This window comes from Streptomyces sp. NPDC057287 (assembly GCF_042667905.1).
In the GTDB taxonomy this organism is placed as follows: Bacteria; Actinomycetota; Actinomycetes; order Streptomycetales; family Streptomycetaceae; genus Streptomyces.
Map to the genome: position 1 here is coordinate 53,968 of NZ_JBHUYV010000029.1, position 19,676 is coordinate 73,643.

A 19,676-nucleotide genomic window follows, 5' to 3' on the forward strand; every position below is an offset into this window, starting at 1 on the left:
GCCGGGGCGGGGGGGGGGGGGGTGGTGGCTGGGTCGGGCGTGGTGGGGGTTGGGGGGCCGGGGGGGGGGGCCCCGGGTGCGGGCGGCCCCCCCCCGCCCCCCGCCGCCCCCCCCTCTGCTGTCCGGCAGGTCAGCCCTGGTCGGTCAGGCGCGCGATCGCCTCGTCGACGGTGAGCTCCTCGCGCTCGCCCGTGCGGCGGTCCTTCAGCTCCAGGACGCCCTCGGCCGAACGGCGGCCGGCGACCAGGATCTTCGGGACGCCGATGAGCTCGGAGTCGGTGAACTTCACGCCCGGCGAGACACCGGGCCGGTCGTCGACCAGGACGCGCAGGCCCGCGGCGCCGAGCTTCTCGGAGACGTCGAGTGCCAGCTCCGTCTGGAGAGCCTTGCCGGCGGCGACGACGTGCACGTCGGCCGGGGCGATCTCGCGGGGCCAGCAGAGCCCCTTGTCGTCGGCGGTCTGCTCGGCCAGGGCGGCCACCGCGCGGGAGACGCCGATGCCGTACGAGCCCATCGTCACGCGGACCGGCTTGCCCTGCTGGCCGAGGACGTCGAGGGAGAAGATGTCGGCGTACTTGCGGCCGAGCTGGAAGATGTGACCGATCTCGATGGCACGGTCCACCTGGAGGCCGGCGCCGCACTCGGGGCAGGGGTCGCCCGCCTCGACGACGACGACGTCGAGGTGGTCGTCGATCTCGAAGTCACGGCCCGCGACGACGTTCTTCGCGTGCGTGCCCTCCTTGTTCGCGCCGGTGATCCAGGCGGTGCCCGCGGCGACGCGGGGGTCGGCGATGTAGCGGACCTTCTCCAGGCCCTGCGGGCCGACGTAGCCGCGCACCAGGTCGGGGCGGCCCACGAAGTCCTCGGCGGTGACGAGCTCGACGACGGCGGGGGCGAGGTGCTCGCCGAGCTTGCCGAGGTCGACCTCACGGTCGCCGGGCACACCCACGGCCACGATCTCGCCGTCGACCTTGACCAGGAGGTTCTTCAGGGTGGCGGAGGCCGGGACGCCGAGGTGGGCGGCGAGCGTCTCGATGGTCGGGGTGTCGGGGGTGTCCAGCTCCTCGACCGGGCCGGTCGCCGAGGCGTCGGCCGCCGTGGCCCTGTAGGTCACGGCCTCGGTGTTGGCGGCGTAGTCGCAGTTGGGGCAGTCGACGAAGGTGTCCTCACCGGCGGGGGCGGGGGCGAGGAACTCCTCGGAGGCGGAACCGCCCATGGCGCCGGAGACCGCGGAGACGACGCGGTGGTCGAGACCGAGGCGGTCGAAGATCCGGATGTACGCCGCGCGGTGCAGCTGGTAGGCCTCGGCCAGGCCCTCGTCGGTGGTGTCGAAGGAGTACGAGTCCTTCATCTGGAACTCGCGGCCGCGCAGCACACCGGCGCGGGGGCGGGCCTCGTCGCGGTACTTGGTCTGGATCTGGTAGAGGATCACGGGCAGGTCCTTGTAGGACGAGCACATGTCCTTGACGACCTGGGTGAAGATCTCCTCGTGGGTGGGGCCGAGGAGGTAGTCGGCACCCTTGCGGTCCTGGAGCCTGAACAGCAGGTCGCCGTACTCGTCGTACCGGCCGCTCGCCTCGTACGCCTCCTTGGGCAGGAGCGCGGGGAGGAGGACCTCCTGGCCGCCGATGGCGTCCATCTCCTCGCGGACGACTCGGGTGATGTTCTCCAGGACCTTCTTGCCGAGCGGCAGCCACGACCAGATGCCGGCCGCGGTGCGGCGTACGTAACCGGCGCGGACGAGGAGCTTGTGGTTGAGCGTCTCGGCGTCCGCCGGGTCGTCGCGCAGTGTCTTGATCATCAATCGGGACATGCGCTGGACCTGGGCCATGATGAACTCCTGCTCGGAAGGGTGGTGAGCCCGAGGTTAGCCGGGGGGCCCGCGCGGGCGGAAATCGATTCCTCAGCCGCGGCGCAGCGGGAGGGGCGCACCCATCACCGCGTACGGCTTGGGCGCACTCGGGAAGAGCACCTGCCGGGCCAGGTCCTGGTAGCCCAGGGTGCGGTAGAGGCCGCGGGCGGGGCTCTCGGTGTCGATCGCGGAGAGGATCGAGCGGGGCAGGTCGACGGCGTCCGTGATGGTGGTGATCAGGCTGCGGCCGATGCCGCGCTGCTGGAACTCCGGGTGGACGTGGAGTTCGGTGATCACGAACGAGTCGTCGAGCCAGCCCTCGGACCCGGTGGCGCGCAGATACGGCTCGACGACGGTGGACCACCAGTGCGCCCGGTCGTTCGGCAGCCCGTAGACGAACCCGACGAGCCGTCCGTCCGCGGCGGTGGCCCCGAAGGCGCCCGCCCTCGGATGGTCGAGGTGCCGCAGCACGATATGGCGGCGTACGTCGATCTCGTCCTGGGTGAGGCCGAAGGCGAGGGCCTGCACGGCGAGTGCCTCGTCGACGCGGGCGGCGAGGTCGAGCGGTCCGACCACGATGTCGGGGGTCCCGGAGCCCCGGGGGGACGCGGGGGTTGCTGCTGCCATGCGGGGAACCCTACTGGCCGTACCGGCGGGTCAGAACAGCACGCTCATGAACGTGCCCGTCTCGCGGAAGCCGACACGGCTGTACGCCCTGCGCGCGGCGGTGTTGTAGTCGTTCACGTACAGGCTGACGACCGGTGCCACATCGCGGAGCGCGTGGTCCAGGACGGCCGCCATGCCCGTTTCGGAGAGTCCCCGCCCCCGGGCCTCGGGAGCCACCCAGACGCCCTGGATCTGGCAGGCGCGGGAGGTGGCCGCGCCGATCTCCGCCTTGAAGAGGACCTTGCCGTCCTCTATCCGGGCGAAGGACCGGCCGCTGCTGATCAGCTCGGCGACCCGCGCCTGGTAGAGGAGCCCGCCGTCGCCCGCCAGCGGTGAGATGCCGACCTCCTCGGTGAACATGGCCACGCAGGCCGGCATGAGGACGTCCATCTCCTCCTTGCGGACCCTGCGCACCAGCGGGTCGGGCGCGACCTCGTCCGAGGGGTGCTCGGTCACCATGAGCGGCTGGTTGGGCCGGACCTCGCGGGCGGGGCCCCAGCTCGGTTCGAGCAGGCGCCACAGCTGGGCCGTGGGGCCCGCCGGGCCGACGATCGAGGAGCAGCGGCGGCCGGCTCTCCTGGCGCGGTCGGCGAAGGCCCTGACGGCCTCGGGGGTGGCGCAGATGGGCACGAGGTTGGCCCCGGAGTAGCAGAGTGAGCGCAGTCGGCCGTCCGCGTACCAGCCCCACATCTCTCCGCCGAGACGCCAGGGATCGAGCCCGGCGATCTGGACGCGGGAGGTGACGAACGCGTTGTCCACGGGTTCGCTCTCGAGGATGGCGAGCGCGGCGGGGAGCTCGCCGGGGTCGAGGACCCGGGTAGTGGTCTGCGTCAACACTGGGGCCTCACCAAACAGTCTGCTGATGTCCGCACTGTACCCAACAAGGCTGTGGGGTGCCGCCCCGCAGGGGTAAAGGCAGGTGGGAGCAGGCCGAGAACGCAGCAGTGCCCCGCAGGCCGCGCCTGCGGGGCACCGGAGGGCGCGTGGGGTCAGCCCGCGATGGAGACCTGGGGCTCGCCCGAGGCGATGCCGTCCTTCTCCATCTGCTCCGCGATCTTCATGGCTTCCTCGATGAGCGTCTCCACGATCTTCGACTCCGGGACGGTCTTGATGACCTCGCCCTTCACGAAGATCTGGCCCTTGCCGTTGCCCGACGCCACACCCAGATCGGCCTCACGGGCCTCGCCCGGGCCGTTCACGACGCAGCCCATGACGGCGACCCGCAGCGGGACCTCCATGCCCTCCAGGCCCGCGCTCACCTGGTCCGCCAGCTTGTAGACGTCCACCTGCGCACGCCCGCAGGACGGGCACGAGACGATCTCCAGACGCCGCTGCTTCAGGTTCAGCGCCTCCAGGATCTGCAGGCCGACCTTGACCTCCTCCGCCGGAGGGGCGGACAGCGACACCCGGATGGTGTCCCCGATCCCCTCGGAGAGCAGAGCGCCGAACGCCACAGCGGACTTGATGGTCCCCTGGAACGCCGGGCCGGCCTCCGTGACACCGAGGTGCAGCGGGTAGTCGCTCTGTGCGGCCAGCTGGCGGTAGGCGTTCACCATGACGACCGGGTCGTTGTGCTTGACCGAGATCTTGATGTCCCTGAAGCCGTGCTCCTCGAAGAGCGACGCCTCCCACAGCGCCGACTCCACGAGCGCCTCCGGCGTCGCCTTGCCGTACTTCTTGAGGAGCCGCGCGTCGAGCGAGCCCGCGTTCACACCGATACGGATCGGGGTGCCCGCGTCTCCCGCCGCCTTCGCGATCTCCTTGACCTTGTCGTCGAACTGCTTGATGTTGCCCGGGTTCACCCGGACCGCCGCGCAGCCGGCGTCGATCGCCGCGAAGACGTACTTCGGCTGGAAATGGATGTCCGCGATCACGGGGATCTGCGACTTCCTCGCGATCGTCGCCAGGGCGTCGGCGTCGTCCTGCGTCGGACACGCCACCCGCACGATCTGGCAGCCCGACGCCGTCAGCTCGGCGATCTGCTGCAACGTCGCGCCGATGTCCGACGTACGCGTCGTCGTCATCGACTGCACCGACACGGGGGCGTCCCCGCCGACCGCGACCGTGCCGACCTGGATCTGACGGCTGACGCGTCGTTCGGCGAGCTTGGTCGGAACGGCGGGCATTCCGAGAGAAATCGCAGTCATGCGCTGAGCATCCCCAAGGTGTGGATCAGTGTGGATCGAGGTACCGAGAACGGCGGACTCCAGGATTCGAGGTTACGGCACCGGAGCGGAACGGGGCGCACCCGTGCCGTCAAACCGCTCGTAGGTGTGCGGCCGGACACCACCTGTGTGGCCGGCCGCAACCTCTGAGACGTGTGGGACGTCAGGTGATCTTCACCGGGTTCACGATGTCGGCGACCAGCACCAGCAGCGTGAAGCAGATGAAGATGCCGGCGACCACGTAGGCGACGGGCATGAGCTTCGCCACGTCGAAGGGCCCGGGGTCGGGCCGCCTGAAGACCTTGGCCACGTTGCGGCGCAGGGCTTCCCAGAGCGCGCCCGCGATGTGCCCTCCGTCGAGCGGGAGCAGGGGCAGCATGTTGAACAGGAACAGCGAGAGGTTGAAGCCCGCCAGCAGGAACAGCATCATCGCGATCTGGTTCTGGGCCGGGACGTCGAGGTTCATCACCTCGCCGCCGATCCGGGCCGCGCCGACCACACCGACCGGTGAGTCGTCGGCCCTCTCGCCGTCGCCGAACGCCGCGCTCCACAGGTCGGGGATCTTGGAGGGCAGGGCGATGATCGAGTCGACGCCGTTCTCGATCATGTCGCCCATGCGGACCACCGAGTCCCCGAAGGAGAGCGGCAGGATCTCCGTCCTGGCGGCGAAGCCGAGGTAACCGGCGCTGATGTACTGGTCGGGGACGACCTCGCCGTCGGCGTCCTTCTTGGCGACGGCGTTCTTCTTCAGCACGGCGTTCAGGGTCTGTTCCCGGCCGTCGCGCTGCACGGTGATGGTGGCGGGGCCGACGGTCTGCCGGATCCTGTCCGACAGGGTGGCCCAGTCGTCGATCTTCTGTCCGTTGAAGGCGACGATCGTGTCGCCCTCCTGAAGCCCCGCGGCCCTGGCCGGCGAGACCGGGTCCGAGTCCTTGCAGGTGTCGCGGTTCTCGCTCTGCGCGATCACGCACTGCTGGACGCCCGCGACCTCGGTGGTCTGGGTCTGGAAGCCGAACGTCATGGCCACGCCCATGAAGATCGCGACGGCCAGGACCAGGTTCATGAAGGGCCCGGCGAACATCACGATCACGCGCTTCCACGGCTTGCGCGTGTAGAAGAGGCGCGTCTCGTCGCCCGGCTCGAGCTCCTCGAAGGCGGCGGACCTGGCGTCCTCGATCATGCCGCGCCACGGTGAGGTGGATCGCGCCTCGATCCGGCCGTCGGGCCCCGGCGGGAACATGCCGATCATGCGGATGTAGCCGCCGGCGGGGATGGCCTTGATGCCGTACTCGGTGTCGCCCTTCTTGCGGGACCAGACCGTCGGCCCGAAGCCGACCATGTACTGGGGCACCCTGATGCCGAAGAGCTTGGCCGTCGACAGGTGGCCCAGCTCGTGCCAGGCGATCGAGAACAGCAGACCCACGGCGAAGATGGCGATCCCGAGGATCGTCATCAGGATCGTCGTCATGCTCATACGTGCGCCTCCGCTGTCGCTGCCGCCGAGAGTTCGCGGGCCCTGGACCGTGCCCAGGTCTCCGCTTCCAGGACGTCCGCGACCGTCAGTGAAGTTCCCGCGGCGGGGGTGCCGTGTTCGGCCACCACCGTTGTGACCGTATCCATGATGCCGTTGAAGGGCAGCCGTCCGGACAGGAACGCGTCGACGCACTCCTCGTTGGCCGCGTTGAACACGGCGGGCGCCGTGCCGCCGAGGGTGCCCACGTGACGGGCGAGCCCGACCGAGGGGAACGCCTCGGTGTCGAGCGGGAAGAACTCCCAGCTGGAGGCCTTCGTCCAGTCGAAGGCGGGGGCAGCGTCCGGGATCCGCTCGGGCCAGCCGAGGCCGATGGCGATGGGCCCGCCCATGTCGGGCGGGGTCGCCTGGGCGAGGGTGGAACCGTCGGTGAACTCCACCATCGAATGCACGTACGACTGCGGGTGGACCACGACCTCGATGCGGTCGAACGGGATGTCGTAGAGCAGGTGTGCCTCGATGACCTCCAGCCCCTTGTTGACCAGGGTCGCGGAGTTGACCGTGATGACCGGCCCCATGGCCCAGGTCGGATGCGCCAGGGCCTGCTCCCGGGTCACGTCGGCCAGCTCGGCGCGCGTACGGCCGCGGAACGGCCCGCCGGAGGCGGTCACGACCAGCTTGCGGACGTCGGCCCGCTTACCCGCGGCGACGGCCTGGAAGAGCGCGGCGTGCTCGGAGTCGACCGGGATGATCTGCCCGGGGGCGGCCAGCGCCTTCACCAGGGGGCCGCCGACGATCAGCGACTCCTTGTTGGCCAGGGCGAGGGTGCGGCCCGCCTTCAGCGCGGCGAGCGTGGGGGCGAGGCCGATCGAGCCGGTGATGCCGTTCAGCACCGTGTGACAGTCGCTCGCGGCGAGATCGGTCGCCGCGTCGGGACCGGCCAGGATCTCCGGGAGCGGCTCCCCCGCGCCGTACTCCTCACGCAGGGCCTCGGTGAGCGCCGGCACCTTGGCCTCGTCGGCGACCGCGACCGAGCGCACCCGCAGCTGCCGCGCCTGCTCGGCGAGGAGCCGGACCCTGCCGCCCGCGGCGGAGAGGGCGGTGACGCGGAAACGGCCGGGGTTGCGCAGGACCAGGTCGATGGCCTGGGTACCGATGGACCCGGTGGAGCCGAGGATCACCAGATCCCGGCGGCCTTCCGTCGCGTCGAAGAGACGATGCGGATCGGCGAGGGGTGAGGGGCTGTCGCTCATGACCCCCATTGTTGCCGCATCCGCTGTGCGCGCTGACAGGGCGTCCCTGTCAGCGCGTGCCTCAGGCCCGCCCGGCACGGAATTTCTTCCACTGGGCGGCCATGACGTCCTCCGGGACCCCGCCGATGTCCTCAGTGCCCAGGATCTCCGCACGGAAGGCGAGGGTGGTCGATCCGGACCGCAGGACGGTGAGGTACTCGTACAGCTTCAGCTTCCCCTTCACGTCGAGGACGGTGAAGCGGTAGGCCTTCGCCCCGTCGGCCTCGTCCGCGAAGGACGGCAGCGCGGCGGGTTCGGCCTTCTCGTACCTGGCGCGGGCGACGGCCCGTTCCTCGGTGAACCCGCCGGCGCAGTCCCGGCCCGCCTTGTCCAGGGACTTCATGACCTTCGCCGCCCCACCGCCGGCGTACGAGCGGAGGGTCACGTCGACGGTGACACCGAGCATCTCCTCGGGCTTGTCCGCCTTGCGCTGCACCTGGGCGACCGGTTCGTGGCCGCTGACGTCACCGGCGAGGCTGACGAGCGGCTGGCAGACGGCCGGGTCGGCAGTGTAGGCGTCACCGAGCGGCCCCTCCAGGGCGTACTCGGACACGGTGAGCTCGCCGGCCCGCTCCCCGTCGGTAAGGGCGACGGCGGTGAGCTGCGCCTCGGTGAGCGCGCCGGCCGTGTCCGCCGTGTCCGCCGGGCGCGGGGCGGCGGACGTCTGTTTGGCTCCGCCCTTGCCGTTCTCGTCGTCGCCACCGCATCCGGTGAGACCCGTGAGGACCAGCACCGCGCATCCCACGGCCGCCGCACCTCGCCGGCCACCCGCCCCGTACACCCCGAACATCCCTGCCCCTGTCTCCTGTTGACGGGCCGGGACCGGTGTCCGGTCGCGGCCGAGGCTCGATTGTGCGGCATCCGGGAGTCAGAAACGCGTATCGATGCCGAACTTCTCCCTCAGCCGCCGCATGTCCGCCACATCGCGCTCGGCCGGTTCGTAGCCCTGGTGGAACAGGACCTGCTGCTCGGCGGAGAGGCAGCGCACCGCGGTCGTGCCCACGGTGCCCGTGACGAAGCAGGAGGCGGGGTAGCGGAACGGCTCGGCGGGGTCCGGGGACGACTGGACGGCCGAGCCGTCCGCGGCGAACTCCAGCGGATGCAGGTCGATCTCCGGCCCGGAGGGGTGGCTGAGCACGAAGCGGACAGGACGCCAATCCAGCGTCTCGGTGTATCCGGCCGACTCCAGGGCCGCCACGACCGCCGGCTCCTGCTCACGGACGTGCAGCAGATCCAGGTCTCGGTGCTCGCGGGTCTCCTCGCCGAGCAGGGCGTCGATGCCCCAGCCCCCGGCGATCACCACGTCGGCGCCCGCTCCGCGCAGCAGGGCCAGGACGGACAGGACATCGTTCCGGGACATCATGCGGGCGACCGTAGTCCGCCCCCCGCCGGAACGCACCGTCATTACCGGGCGGCACCGCCCGCCACGAACGCGGCGAACTCCTCGTGGAAACGGGGGAAGGTCTTCCGTACGCAGCCGGGGTCGTCGTAGCTCATGCCGGGTGCGCGCAGCCCGGCGACGGCGAACGACATCACGATGCGGTGGTCGCCGTGGGTGACGATCTCGGTGGGGCGCGGGGTACCGGGGTGGATCTCGATCCAGTCGTGTCCGGTGTGCACGGTGATCCCCATGTTCCGCAGGTTCTCCGCGCAGGCCTCCAGCCGGTCGCACTCCTTCACCCGGGTGTTGGCGACGTCCTCGATCCGTACGGGCGAGGTGGCGAACGGCGCGATCGCGGCGAGCGTGGGCATCGTGTCGGAGATGTCACGCATGTTGACGGTCAGACCGGAGAGCCGGCCGGAGGAGCTGACGGTCGTGGAGTCCGCGGTGGTGCGGACGTCGGCTCCCATGCGGCGCAGCACGTCGGTGAAGCGCAGATCGCCCTGGAGCGCGTCCGTGCCGAGGCCCGGGACGGTGACCTCGCGGCCGGTGAGGGCTGCCGCGGCGAAGAAGTAGCTCGCGGTGGACGCGTCGGGTTCGACGGCGTACGTGGCGGCGCGGTAGCCCCCGGGCGGGACGGTGAAGGTGTTCCCCTCCCGGGCGACCTCGACGCCGAAGCTGCGCATCATCGCGAGGGTGATCTCGATGTAGGGCGCGGAGACCAGCTCCGTGACGTCGATCCGGAGGCCTTCGGCGGTCAGCGGGCCGAGCATGAGCAGGGCGGTGAGGTACTGGGAGGACTCCCCGGCGTCGAGCGTGAGCTCGCCGCCCTTGACGCCCGACGCCTCGATGGTCAGCGGGTGGTGGCCCTCCGCCCCCTCGTGGCGCAGGTCGACGCCGAGGGCGCGCAGGGCCTCGGTGAGCGGGGCGAGGGGCCGGCGGCGCATCTGCGCGGAGGCGTCGAAGCGGTAGGTGCCGGTGGCCGCGGCGGCGGCGAGCGTCGGCAGGAAGCGCGCGGTGGTGGCCCCGTCGCGGCAGTGGACCTCGACGTCCTCGGCGGCGGGCCCCGAGGGACGCCCCTCGACGTGCCACCGGTCCGGCTCCCGCCTCACGTCGTATCCGAGGCGGATCAGGCCCTCGGTGAACCCCTCGGTGTCGTCCGAGTGGAGGGGCCTCAGGAGGGTGGTGGTGCCGTCCGCCGCCGCGGCCAGGAACAGGGCGCGGGCGGTGACGGACTTGGAGCCGGGGATCTCGATGAAGGTCACGGGCGTCCATTTTGCCCTGCGGCGCACGTGCCCGCGGGACCCGTCCGGGCAGTGGACGGGGCCCGCGGGGGTGCCGGGTTCAGCGGGGTGCCGGACTCAGCGGGGTGCCGGGTTCAGCGGACGGTTCGGTGGACGTCGTCCCCGGTGGCCGGGCCGGGGGTGGCGTCCGCGATCCAGGGACCTTCGCCGCTGGGATCCAGAACCCCTTCCTCCAGCCAGGTGTAGGTCCCCGAGAGGACACCGTCGACGACGCGCCTGTCGATGTCGTCGGTGTTGGACCAGAGCCGGTTGAAGAGCTCCTCCACCCGGATGCGGGACTGCCGGCAGAAGACGTCGGCGAGCTGGTACGCCTCGCGTCCGTGGTCGTCGTCGGCCCGCAGGTGCTCGGCCCGGACGCACGCCGCGCTCATCGCGAAGAGTTCGGCGCCGATGTCGACGATCCGGCCGAGGAAGCCCTGCTTGGTCTCCATGCGTCCCTGCCAGCGGGACATCGCGTAGAAGGTGGAGCGGGCCAGCTTGCGGGACGAGCGCTCGACGTACCGCAGGTGCGCGGAGAGGTCGGGGTGTCCCGGTACGCGGAACTCGGAGTAGGAGCTCGGCAGTTGTCCGGGCCCGCTGACCAGCTTCGGGAGCCATCGGGCGTAGAACCCGGCGGCGTTGGCGCCCGCCTTAGCCTTGTCCGAGAGCGGCTTGTCGGGGTCGATGATGTCGCCCGCGACCTTGAGGTGGGCGTCGACGGCCTCACGGGCGATCAACAGGTGCATGATCTCCGTGGAGCCCTCGAAGATCCGGTTGATCCGCATGTCACGGAGCATCTGCTCCGCGGGGACGGCGCGTTCGCCGCGGGCGGCGAGCGAGGCGGCGGTCTCGAAGCCGCGTCCGCCGCGGATCTGGACGAGCTCGTCCGAGATCAGCCAGCCCATCTCGGAGCCGTACAGCTTGGCGAGCGCCGCCTCGATGCGGATGTCGTTGCGACTCTCGTCGGCCATCTGCGAGGAGAGGTCCACGACCGCTTCGAGGGCGAAGGTGGTCGCGGCGATGAAGGAGATCTTCGCGCCGACCGCCTCGTGCCGGGCGACGGGCCTGCCCCACTGCTCGCGGACCGCCGTCCACTCCCGGGCGATCTTCAGGGACCACTTCCCGACGCCGACGCACATGGCGGGCAGCGAGAGGCGGCCGGTGTTGAGCGTGGTGAGGGCGATCTTGAGGCCGGCGCCCTCGGGGCCGATGCGGTTGGCCGCGGGCACCCGCACCTGGTGGAAGCGGGTCACGCCGTTCTCGATGCCGCGCAGGCCCATGAAGGCGTTGCGGTGCTCCACGGTGATGCCCGGGGAGCCGGCCTCGACGACGAAGGCGGTGATGCCGCCCTTGTGGCCCTCGGACCCGGGGACCCGGGCCATGACGACGAGCAGGTCGGCGACGACCCCGTTGGTCGTCCAGAGCTTCACACCGTCCAGGACGTAGTCGTCCCCGTCGGGCACGGCCGTCGTCGCGAGCCGGGCCGGGTCGGAGCCGACGTCGGGTTCGGTGAGGAGGAAGGCGGAGATGTCCGTCCGCGCGAGGCGGGGCAGGAAGGCGTCCTTCTGCTCCTGCGTGCCGAACATCTTCAGCGGCTGCGGTACTCCGATGGACTGGTGGGCGGAGAGCAGCGCGCCGATCGAGGGGCTCGCCGAACCGGCCAGTGCGAGCGCCTTGTTGTAGTAGACCTGGGTCAGGCCCAGGCCGCCGTACTTGGTCTCGATCTTCATGCCGAGGGCGCCGAGTTCCCTGAGGCCGTTGATCACCTCGTCGGGGATCCTGGCCTCGCGCTCGATGAGGGCGCCGTCGACCCGCGTCTCGCAGAACTCGCGCAGCCGGGCGAGGAAGGCCTCGCCGCGCCGTACGTCGTCCGGAGCGGGCTGGGGGTGGGGGTGGATCAGGTCCAGCCGGAAGCGTCCGAGGAAGAGTTCCTTGGCGAAACTCGGCTTGCGCCAGTCCTGTTCGCGGGCGGCCTCGGCCACCTGCCGGGCTTCGCGCTCGGTGACTTTGGGGGCCTGGGGGATGTCGGATGGGGCGGACATGAGGAGCTCACCTCGCCGCGAGTCGGGATATGGGTCGGGCCGTACGCGTGCCGATCGGTGTCACTTGTCCGTATCTACCCGATCCGGGCCTCCCCCACCACCGTGCGGCGGCCTCCCGAGGGCATACGGAACCGGCCTGAGCCCCCGCACAGCGGGCTCAGGCCGGTTCGTTCCGCGGTTCCCGCTACAGGGCCAGGCCGGTGAGGACGAGGACCCGCTCGTAGGTGTAGTCGTCCATGGCGTAGCGCACGCCCTCGCGGCCCACTCCGGACTGCTTGGCGCCGCCGTACGGCATCTGGTCGGCGCGGTAGGAGGGCACGTCGCCGATGATCACGCCGCCCACCTCCAGGGCGCGGTGGGCACGGAAGGCGGTCTGCAGGTCATGGGTGAAGACGCCCGCCTGCAGTCCGTACCTGGAGGCGTTGACGGCGGCGAAGGCCTCGGCCTCCCCGTCCGTCCTCTCGATGTGCAGCACCGGGCCGAAGATCTCCTCGTCGGCGATGGTGGTGGTGGACGGGACCTCGGTGAGGACCGTCGGCGCGTAGGTGGCGCCGTCGCGCTTGCCGCCGGTCAGCAGCGTGGCGCCGGCGGTGACGGCCTCGTCGACCCAGGACTCGACCCGGCGGGCGGCGTCCTCGCTGACCAGCGGGCCGACGTCGGTGGCCGCGTCGGAGGGGTCACCGGTCACCAGGGCCTCGACGGCCGCGACGATCTTCGGGACGAGCCGGTCGTACACGGTGGCGTCGGCGATCACGCGCTGGACGGAGATGCAGGACTGGCCGCCCTGGTAGTTGGAGAAGGTCGCGATGCGCGTCGCGGCCCAGTCCAGGTCCTCCTCCGAGGCGTAGTCGCCGAGGACGACGGCCGCGCCGTTGCCGCCGAGCTCCAGGGTGCAGTGCTTGCGGGGCACCGACTCCATGATCGAGTAGCCGACCGGTCCGGATCCCGTGAAGGAGATCACCGGCAGCCGCTCGTCCTGGACCAGGGCGGGCATCTTGTCGTTGGGCACGGTCAGCACGGACCAGGATCCGGCCGGGAGGTCCGTCTCGGCCAGCAGCTCGCCCAGGATCAGGGACGAGATCGGGGTGGCCGGCGCCGGCTTGAGGATGATCGGCGCACCGACGGCGATGGCCGGGGCGACCTTGTGGGCGCTCAGGTTCAGCGGGAAGTTGAAGGGCGCGATGCCGAGGACGGGGCCGCGCGGGAAGCGCCTCGTCAGTCCGAGGCGGCCGGTGCCGCCCGCGTCGGTGTCCAGCCGCTGGGCGTCGCCGCCGTTGAAGCGGCGGGCCTCCTCGGCGGCGAAACGGAAGACGGAGACGGCGCGGCCGACCTCGCCGCGGGCCCACTTGATCGGCTTGCCGTTCTCGGCGGAGATCAGCTGCGCGATCTCCTCGGTCCGCTCGGCGAGGCGGCGTACGACGTGGTCGAGCGCGGCGACCCGTACGTGCGCCGGGGTCGCGGCGAACTCCTCGCGCACCGCGTACGCGGCGGCGACGGCCTCCTCGACCTGGGCGTCGGTCGGCACGGCGACCGTGCCGACGAGGCGGCCGTCGTACGGGTTGGTGACGTCGAAGCTGTCCTCGCCGGTGGCCTGGCGGCCGGCGAGCCAGAAGGCGTGGGTGGAAGTCATGGCGGTTCCGGCCCTTCGGGGGTGGTGAACACGATCGCCGGGCACCACGAGGGCGCCCTTCGGCCCCACCGTAGGGCGAGCGGGCGCGGATGCGGCTTGTCCTGTGTGGAGTGGAGGGGGAGGCCGGTGCGCCGGTTTGTCGTAGCGGGCGGGTGCTACTGCGTGCCCGAGGAGGCGGCTGTCGTCTTCAGGGCCAGCCACAGCTCCATCCGTACGTCCGGGTCGTCCAGGGAGCGGCCCAGGATCTCCTCCACCCGGCGCATCCGGTAGCGCAGGGTGTGGCGGTGGACGCCCAGGTCGGCGGCGGCCGCGTCCCACTGGCCGTGCCGGGAGAGCCACGCGCGGAGCGAGGCGACCAGGTCGCCGCGGCCCTTCGCGTCGTGCTCCTGCAGTGGACGCAGCATCCCGTCGGCGAAGGCCCGTACGGCGTCGTCGGCGAGGAGCGGCAGGACGGAACCCGCCGCGAGCTCCTCGTGCTCGACCAGGGCCCTGCCCCGGCGGCGGGCGACCGACAGGGCCTGCTCCGCCTGTTTGTACGCGGCGGAGACGGCGATCGGCCCGGAGGGGGCGGACATGCCGACGACCACGTCCGCCTCGTCGGCACCGGGCTCGCGCGGCGGCCGGTCTTCCGCTGCCCGGGCATGGGCCGCACAGGCCTCGACCGCCGCGCCGCCGTCCACGGCGAGGACCATGAGGCGTTCGCCCTCGGGCACCATCAGCAGCGTCTCGCCGGAGCGGGAGGCGGCGGCCTCCATCGTCTCGGCGAGCAGTTCCGTCCCCGCGGGGGCCGGGGCCTCGGCGATCAGGAGCCGGAAGGGGGCGTCGAGCAGCCCGCCGTACAGGTCTCCGGCGACGGCCCGTGCGTGGTCGGACTCGCCGGCGAGCAGCATGCGCAGGACCGCGGCTCCGAGGCGCTGCTCCGCGCCCTGCAGTGCGCGGGAACGGGCCGTGGTCAGCGTCAGCAGGGCGACGGCGGAGTGCACCGCGTAGCGCTCCGCCGTGCCGAGCGCAGCCCCCGTGCCGACGGCAAGCGCCCCGCGGTGCCGGCGGCCGGTGCCCAGCGACTGGAGTTCGACCCGGTCGTCGCTGTCGGTGTCGCCGACGACGGCGCTGGCCGGGGCCGGGCGGTCCCGCAGCCGCTCCACGTCGGGGGTGAGCCGGGCGGCCCGGCGTGCCGCCCAGTCGGGCGCGGCGGCGACGACGGCGCCCGAGGAGTCGTACAGGGCGGCCCAGCCGTCGACGTGCGCGGCAAGGCGGGTGAGCAGTTCGGCGGGGCCGTCCCCGGCGACAGCCGCCCGGGTCAGTTCCCGCTGGGCCTCGAAGCCGGCGGTGACGGATCTGTACTGGTCGGCGGCGATCGCGGCGGACACGGCCTTGCTGATGGCGAGGAACGGTGTGCGCCGGGGCACCTCCAGGAGCGGCAGGCCCGTCTCCTCGGCGGCGTCGACGAGCGCCGGCGGGATCTCCTCGTAGGTGACGCCCACCCCGAAGCCGATCCCGGCGACCCCCGCACCGGCCAGCCTCTGTACGTAGCGGAGCATCGTCGCCGGGTCCCGGGCGTCCAGGTTGGTCGCGGTGACGAGGAGCAGCTCGCCGCCGTCCATGTACGGGACCGGGTCGGCGAGCTCACTGGCGTGTGCCCAGCGCACGGGGGTACCGAGCCGGTCGGCGCCGGCCCGGACGGTGAGCTTGAGCGCCGAGTGCTGGACGAGCGAGGCGAGAGTGGGAGGCATGGGACCGCCGGACCTCTGGGAGTCGATGACGCCGTCCGTACGGACGGCTCGCTGGACCGCCCCGCACGGACGGCCCGAATGCGCCGCCCCGTACAGACGGCCGCGTTCAATTCTGCCAGGGCGGAAGGGTCCCCGTAACCTCCCGCTCAGCCGCCCAGCTCGACCAGGAGCGGGGGTGCGTGTTCGCCGTCCACCGTGGTCAGCGACAGGACCGCGTGACCGGCGGGCAGCTGGTAGGCCAGCTCCGACGCGGACCAGCGCTCCCGCTCGACCCGCCGCACGGTCACGGCGTCCCTGGTCACTGCCTTGCCTGTGACGAGTTTGCGCAGCCCGTGCAGGGCGCGGGTGAACGGCTGGTCGGCGAAGACCGCGTGCTGGGCGACCTCACGGGTCTCCACCCACTCCTTGCCCCACACCTCGGCGAAGCGCTTGCCGTCCCAGGTGGTGACCCCGCTGAACGCCATGCAGCAGCCGACCGCCCCCAGCAGCGCGGTGTGCAGCCCCTCGGGGACGTCGTCGACGGTGCGCAGGGTCAGCACCGCTCCCGCGTTGACCGAGCGCAGCCGCCGGACGCCCCGGACGGTCTCCGCGGTGACCGCCTGCGTGGCGTCGTCGAGAACCAGGCAGACGAAGAGCGACCGGTCGGCGCGGGCGGCGGCGATCGCCGTGAACTGGGCGAGGACGAGCCGGGTGAGGAGCCGTGACGCCTCCGCGTGGGCCCGTTCCGGCAGGTCGATCCGGACCCGCAGCGGCAGGTGCTCCAGGGACCGCAGCGAGAAGGGCCGGGCCTCCTGCCCGGTGGTGAAGAACGGCGCGAAGGCGGGCCGGTCGAGCAGCGCGATCCGATCGGCGAGCACCGGTCCGGGGTCTCCGGCGCCGCCCTTCTGCCGCGTGCGGGCCTCCAGCTCGCGCAGCATGGCCTGACGGCCGCCCGCCGCGAGCGCCTCCCGCAGCGCGTCGACGGCGGCGAGGTCCCCGTCCAGGAGTTCACGGAGCGCCGGAACGCCGGGGAAGTGCCCGTGGACGGCCCGGTAGGGGCCGAGCAGCTGGGCGAGAACGGTGGCGGCACGACGGCTGTCCAGGTGGGCCACGTCTCCGACCAGTCCCTCGGCGAGCACGCTCGCGGCCTCGTCGGGATCGGTAGTACCGCCGTACAGGTCGAAGTCGTGCACGGAGGCCGGGTCACCGATCCGCACCACGACGTCGAACGCGTCGTCCGGACCGAGCTCTCCCCCGGCGCCGCCGACGGCGAGCACCGCCGCCCGGCCGGCGAGCGCCTGCAGGGCGAGCGACTCGACGACGGGCCGCACCAGCCGCGCGGACTTGCCCGCCCCGGGCGGGCCCACCGCCAGCAGCGAGGTGCCCAGCAGCGCGGGTTCCAGTGCGATGCCCGAACCCCGGCGGGCGTAGGGGTTGTGCGGGTCCTCCGCGCAGCTCCCGAGCCGGACCTGACCGGTGAGCAGGTCGTGCCGGGCGGTGCGGAGCGGCAGGTCGCGGGCGCCCGAGGGGTGGAGGGCCGCAGCGCCGCCGGCGCGCAGGACGGCCTCGTCGAGCGCGTCGAGGCGCTCCGGGCGCCCCCGGCCCACGGCCCAGGCGTGGCGCAGCCGTGCGACGTCGACGTCGTTCATCCGCCCGGTGCGCACCTCGGCGGTGAGCGCGTCGGCAGCGTCCGTGCGTCCCGCCGCGCGGAGCTCGGGCCACTGTTCGGGGGTGGGTGCGTCCGGGGGTGCGGCCGGGGCCCGGGGCGCCGTGGCGGCGCCCTTCCCGAACCGGTCGGCGAGCAGTCGGCGCCAGTGGCCGAGCCGGGCGAAGGGCCAGAGCACCCCGAGGGCGATCAGGGTGTAGATCACGTTGACGACGGCCTGGCTCTGGTAGATCTCGCCGCCCGCCACCGAGGCGACGAGGATCAGGACCGGCCGGACGACCGGTACGCCGTCCTTCCACACGAGGAGCTCGGCGAGGGCGCCGCCGGCGGCGGTGGCCAGGGCGAGGAAGGGCTGCCCCCGGCCGGCGACATGGCGCCGGAAGATCTCCGGCCAGTTGCCCAGGCGCCCGCACGCGTAGACCAGGAGCCCGAAGAGGACGGCCTCGTAGACCGTGAGGGCGTCGGCGCCCTCGATCGTCCGGGGCCCGCCGAACGTACCGGCGTACCACCAGTCCCCGGGGGTGAACAGCTTCAGCGGGACGAGCCGGTAGGGGATGTACCCGTTGCGCCACAGCGACCACACGAGCAGTCCGCTGAGCACGGAGATGAGCACGCCGACCAGCAGCGAGCGGTCGGACACGCCCTCGGGCTTCTCGGGCGGCCGCGGGGTGTGCCCGTAGCGCCATACGCCCGGTTCCCGTACGGGACGCGGGGTGCGGAGCCATGCCTCGACACCGCCGTCCCCGGCCGACGGGTGCCGGGGGTGCGGGGCGTACGCGGGAGGCGGTGGCGCCGCGGGCGGTGGCCCGGCAGGGCGGGGCACCCGGTCGGTGCCCTTGCCCCGTGCGTCGTACGTGCCTTCGGTGTCCATGAACCGCTGCCCCCTGACCAGCCAGGTCCGCCTTCTGCACCGGCCAATCTAGTGCCCGGGCACGGGGAGTTCAGCCATGCGGCCGTACGGCCCGGCGGAGATGCCGTCCGACCTGCTCACCGGGCATCTGTCCGCCGCGGACAAGGACACGCCCCCACCACTCCCGATCGGAGCATGACCGCTGCCCTCGCCCGCCCCTAGCCTGCAGAAACAGAAGCGTCCGAAACACCCCCAGGAGCCCCGCATGTCCGACATCCCGCAGGAGCGCCGCGTCGTCACCGCCATCCCCGGCCCGAAGTCGGCCGAGCTGCAGGCCCGCCGCGTCGCGGCGGTCGCCGCAGGTGTGGGTTCCACGCTGCCGGTCTTCACCGCTCGGGCAGGTGGCGGAATCATCGAGGACGTGGACGGCAACCGCCTGATCGACTTCGGTTCCGGCATCGCCGTGACCTCCGTGGGCGCCTCCGCGGAAGCGGTCGTGCGCCGCGCCACGGCCCAGCTCGCCGACTTCACCCACACCTGTTTCATGGTCACGCCGTACGAGGGGTACGTCGAGGTCTGTGAGCAGCTCGCCGAGCTGACGCCGGGCGACCACGCGAAGAAGTCCGCGCTGTTCAACTCGGGCGCCGAGGCGGTCGAGAACGCGGTGAAGATCGCCCGTGCGTACACGAAGCGCACCGCGGTCGTCGTCTTCGACCACGGCTACCACGGCCGCACGAACCTCACCATGGGCATGACGGCGAAGAACATGCCGTACAAGCAGGGCTTCGGCCCGTTCGCGCCCGAGGTGTACCGCGTGCCCGTGGCGTACGGCTACCGCTGGCCGACCGGCCCGGAGAACGCCGGAGCCGAGGCGTCCGCTCAGGCCATCGACGAGATCACCAAGCAGATCGGCGCGGACAACGTAGCCGCGATCATCATCGAGCCGGTCCTCGGCGAGGGCGGTTTCATCGAGCCGGCCAAGGGCTTCCTCCCGGCGATCGCGCAGTTCGCGAAGGACAACGGCATCGTCTTCGTCGCGGACGAGATCCAGTCGGGCTTCTGCCGCACCGGCCAGTGGTTCGCCTGCGAGGACGAGGGCATCGTGCCCGACCTGATCACCACGGCCAAGGGCATCGCGGGCGGCCTCCCGCTCTCCGCGGTGACCGGCCGCGCCGAGATCATGGACGCCGCCCACGCGGGCGGCCTCGGGGGGACGTACGGCGGCAACCCGGTGGCCTGCGCGGGTGCGCTCGGCGCCATCGAGACGATGCGTGAGCTGGACCTGAACGCCAGGGCCAGGCGCATCGAGGAGGTCATGAAGGGCCGCCTCGCGGAGATGCGGTCGAAGCTGCCCAACGGCGACATCATCGGTGACATCCGCGGCCGCGGCGCCATGATCGCGATCGAGCTGGTCAAGCCGGGCTCGAAGGAGCCCGACGCGGCTGCCGCCGGGGCGCTGGCCAAGGCCTGCCACGCCGAAGGAGTGCTGGTGCTGACCTGTGGCACATACGGCAACGTCCTGCGCTTCCTGCCGCCGCTCGTCATCGGCGAGGACCTGCTGAACGAGGGCCTGGACGTCATCGAGCAGGCGTTCGCGCGCCTCTGATCCGTGCGAATCACGCCGACGCCGGCCGCCGCTCCCGGGAGCGGGGGCCGGCGTGGGGGT

General features: G+C 72.1%; 14 protein-coding genes. 1 reads left to right on the plus strand and 13 read right to left on the minus strand.

The window, feature by feature from the left end; all coding sequences use genetic code 11:
• Positions 1-130 precede the first annotated feature (130 nt).
• The 13 genes from ACFUNE_RS36025 to ACFUNE_RS36085 all read right to left on the minus strand — a co-directional run bounded on the left by ACFUNE_RS36025 (position 131) and on the right by ACFUNE_RS36085 (position 18,031).
• Positions 131-1,831 carry a proline--tRNA ligase gene (locus ACFUNE_RS36025; RefSeq protein ID WP_383576928.1) on the minus strand — a complete coding sequence of 567 codons (1,701 nt, stop codon included), beginning with the start codon at positions 1,829-1,831 and terminating at the stop codon, positions 131-133.
• 72 nt (positions 1,832-1,903) lie between these two features.
• Positions 1,904-2,479 (minus strand): GNAT family N-acetyltransferase, encoded by a 576-nt coding sequence (locus tag ACFUNE_RS36030; protein ID WP_383576930.1) that lies wholly within the window; start codon positions 2,477-2,479, stop codon positions 1,904-1,906.
• Positions 2,480-2,509: 30 nt separating this feature from the next.
• On the minus strand, positions 2,510-3,355 hold the full coding sequence (locus ACFUNE_RS36035; protein WP_383576932.1) for a GNAT family N-acetyltransferase: 846 nt from the start codon (positions 3,353-3,355) through the stop codon (positions 2,510-2,512).
• A 152-nt stretch (positions 3,356-3,507) separates the two neighbouring features.
• Positions 3,508-4,665: a flavodoxin-dependent (E)-4-hydroxy-3-methylbut-2-enyl-diphosphate synthase gene (ispG, locus tag ACFUNE_RS36040; protein WP_103513666.1), complete on the minus strand. Its 1,158-nt coding sequence runs from the start codon at positions 4,663-4,665 to the stop codon at positions 3,508-3,510.
• 181 nt (positions 4,666-4,846) lie between these two features.
• Positions 4,847-6,157 carry a M50 family metallopeptidase gene (locus ACFUNE_RS36045; RefSeq protein ID WP_383576934.1) on the minus strand — a complete coding sequence of 437 codons (1,311 nt, stop codon included), beginning with the start codon at positions 6,155-6,157 and terminating at the stop codon, positions 4,847-4,849.
• Entirely contained in the window at positions 6,154-7,407 is a 1,254-nt protein-coding gene (gene dxr / locus ACFUNE_RS36050; RefSeq protein ID WP_383576936.1) for a 1-deoxy-D-xylulose-5-phosphate reductoisomerase, read from the minus strand. The genes ACFUNE_RS36045 and dxr overlap by 4 nt, the downstream gene beginning before the upstream one ends.
• A 61-nt stretch (positions 7,408-7,468) precedes the next feature.
• On the minus strand, positions 7,469-8,191 hold the full coding sequence (locus ACFUNE_RS36055; protein ID WP_383576938.1) for a hypothetical protein: 723 nt from the start codon (positions 8,189-8,191) through the stop codon (positions 7,469-7,471).
• Positions 8,192-8,314: 123 nt separating this feature from the next.
• Positions 8,315-8,809: a nucleotidyltransferase domain-containing protein gene (locus tag ACFUNE_RS36060; RefSeq protein ID WP_383576940.1), complete on the minus strand. Its 495-nt coding sequence runs from the start codon at positions 8,807-8,809 to the stop codon at positions 8,315-8,317.
• A 41-nt stretch (positions 8,810-8,850) separates the two neighbouring features.
• Positions 8,851-10,092, minus strand: coding sequence for a 3-phosphoshikimate 1-carboxyvinyltransferase (gene aroA / locus ACFUNE_RS36065; RefSeq protein ID WP_383576942.1), 1,242 nt, complete (start codon positions 10,090-10,092; stop codon positions 8,851-8,853).
• Positions 10,093-10,205: 113 nt separating this feature from the next.
• A complete protein-coding gene (locus tag ACFUNE_RS36070; RefSeq protein WP_383576944.1) occupies positions 10,206-12,152 on the minus strand; it encodes an acyl-CoA dehydrogenase family protein in 1,947 nt (648 codons plus the stop codon).
• Positions 12,153-12,336: 184 nt separating this feature from the next.
• The gene (locus tag ACFUNE_RS36075; RefSeq protein ID WP_383576946.1) at positions 12,337-13,782 is read right to left on the minus strand and encodes an aldehyde dehydrogenase family protein; all 1,446 of its coding nucleotides are present in this window, start codon (positions 13,780-13,782) and stop codon (positions 12,337-12,339) included.
• Positions 13,783-13,937: 155 nt separating this feature from the next.
• Complete coding sequence (locus ACFUNE_RS36080) at positions 13,938-15,515, minus strand: PucR family transcriptional regulator (protein ID WP_383576948.1); 1,578 nt, start codon at positions 15,513-15,515, stop codon at positions 13,938-13,940.
• 146 nt (positions 15,516-15,661) lie between these two features.
• Positions 15,662-18,031, minus strand: a complete 2,370-nt coding sequence (locus tag ACFUNE_RS36085) for an ATP/GTP-binding protein (protein ID WP_383576950.1) — start codon at positions 18,029-18,031, stop codon at positions 15,662-15,664.
• A 244-nt stretch (positions 18,032-18,275) separates the two neighbouring features.
• Between ACFUNE_RS36085 and gabT the strand changes: the two genes are divergently transcribed.
• Positions 18,276-19,616: a 4-aminobutyrate--2-oxoglutarate transaminase gene (gabT, locus tag ACFUNE_RS36090; RefSeq protein ID WP_383576952.1), complete on the plus strand. Its 1,341-nt coding sequence runs from the start codon at positions 18,276-18,278 to the stop codon at positions 19,614-19,616.
• Positions 19,617-19,676 lie beyond the last annotated feature (60 nt).

Excerpts from the sequence above, each read along its gene's own strand:
- ACFUNE_RS36085 (WP_383576950.1), bottom strand. The coding sequence starts at position 18,031 with ATGGACACCGAAGGCACGTACGACGCACGGGGCAAGGGCACCGACCGG.
- ACFUNE_RS36030 (WP_383576930.1), bottom strand. The coding sequence starts at position 2,479 with ATGGCAGCAGCAACCCCCGCGTCCCCCCGGGGCTCCGGGACCCCCGAC.
- ACFUNE_RS36060 (WP_383576940.1), bottom strand. The coding sequence starts at position 8,809 with ATGATGTCCCGGAACGATGTCCTGTCCGTCCTGGCCCTGCTGCGCGGA.
- ACFUNE_RS36045 (WP_383576934.1), bottom strand. The coding sequence starts at position 6,157 with ATGAGCATGACGACGATCCTGATGACGATCCTCGGGATCGCCATCTTC.
- ACFUNE_RS36075 (WP_383576946.1), bottom strand. The coding sequence starts at position 13,782 with ATGACTTCCACCCACGCCTTCTGGCTCGCCGGCCGCCAGGCCACCGGC.
- ACFUNE_RS36080 (WP_383576948.1), bottom strand. The coding sequence starts at position 15,515 with ATGCCTCCCACTCTCGCCTCGCTCGTCCAGCACTCGGCGCTCAAGCTC.
- ACFUNE_RS36070 (WP_383576944.1), bottom strand. The coding sequence starts at position 12,152 with ATGTCCGCCCCATCCGACATCCCCCAGGCCCCCAAAGTCACCGAGCGC.
- ACFUNE_RS36025 (WP_383576928.1), bottom strand. The coding sequence starts at position 1,831 with ATGGCCCAGGTCCAGCGCATGTCCCGATTGATGATCAAGACACTGCGC.
- gabT (WP_383576952.1), top strand. The coding sequence starts at position 18,276 with ATGTCCGACATCCCGCAGGAGCGCCGCGTCGTCACCGCCATCCCCGGC.
- ispG (WP_103513666.1), bottom strand. The coding sequence starts at position 4,665 with ATGACTGCGATTTCTCTCGGAATGCCCGCCGTTCCGACCAAGCTCGCC.
- dxr (WP_383576936.1), bottom strand. The coding sequence starts at position 7,407 with ATGAGCGACAGCCCCTCACCCCTCGCCGATCCGCATCGTCTCTTCGAC.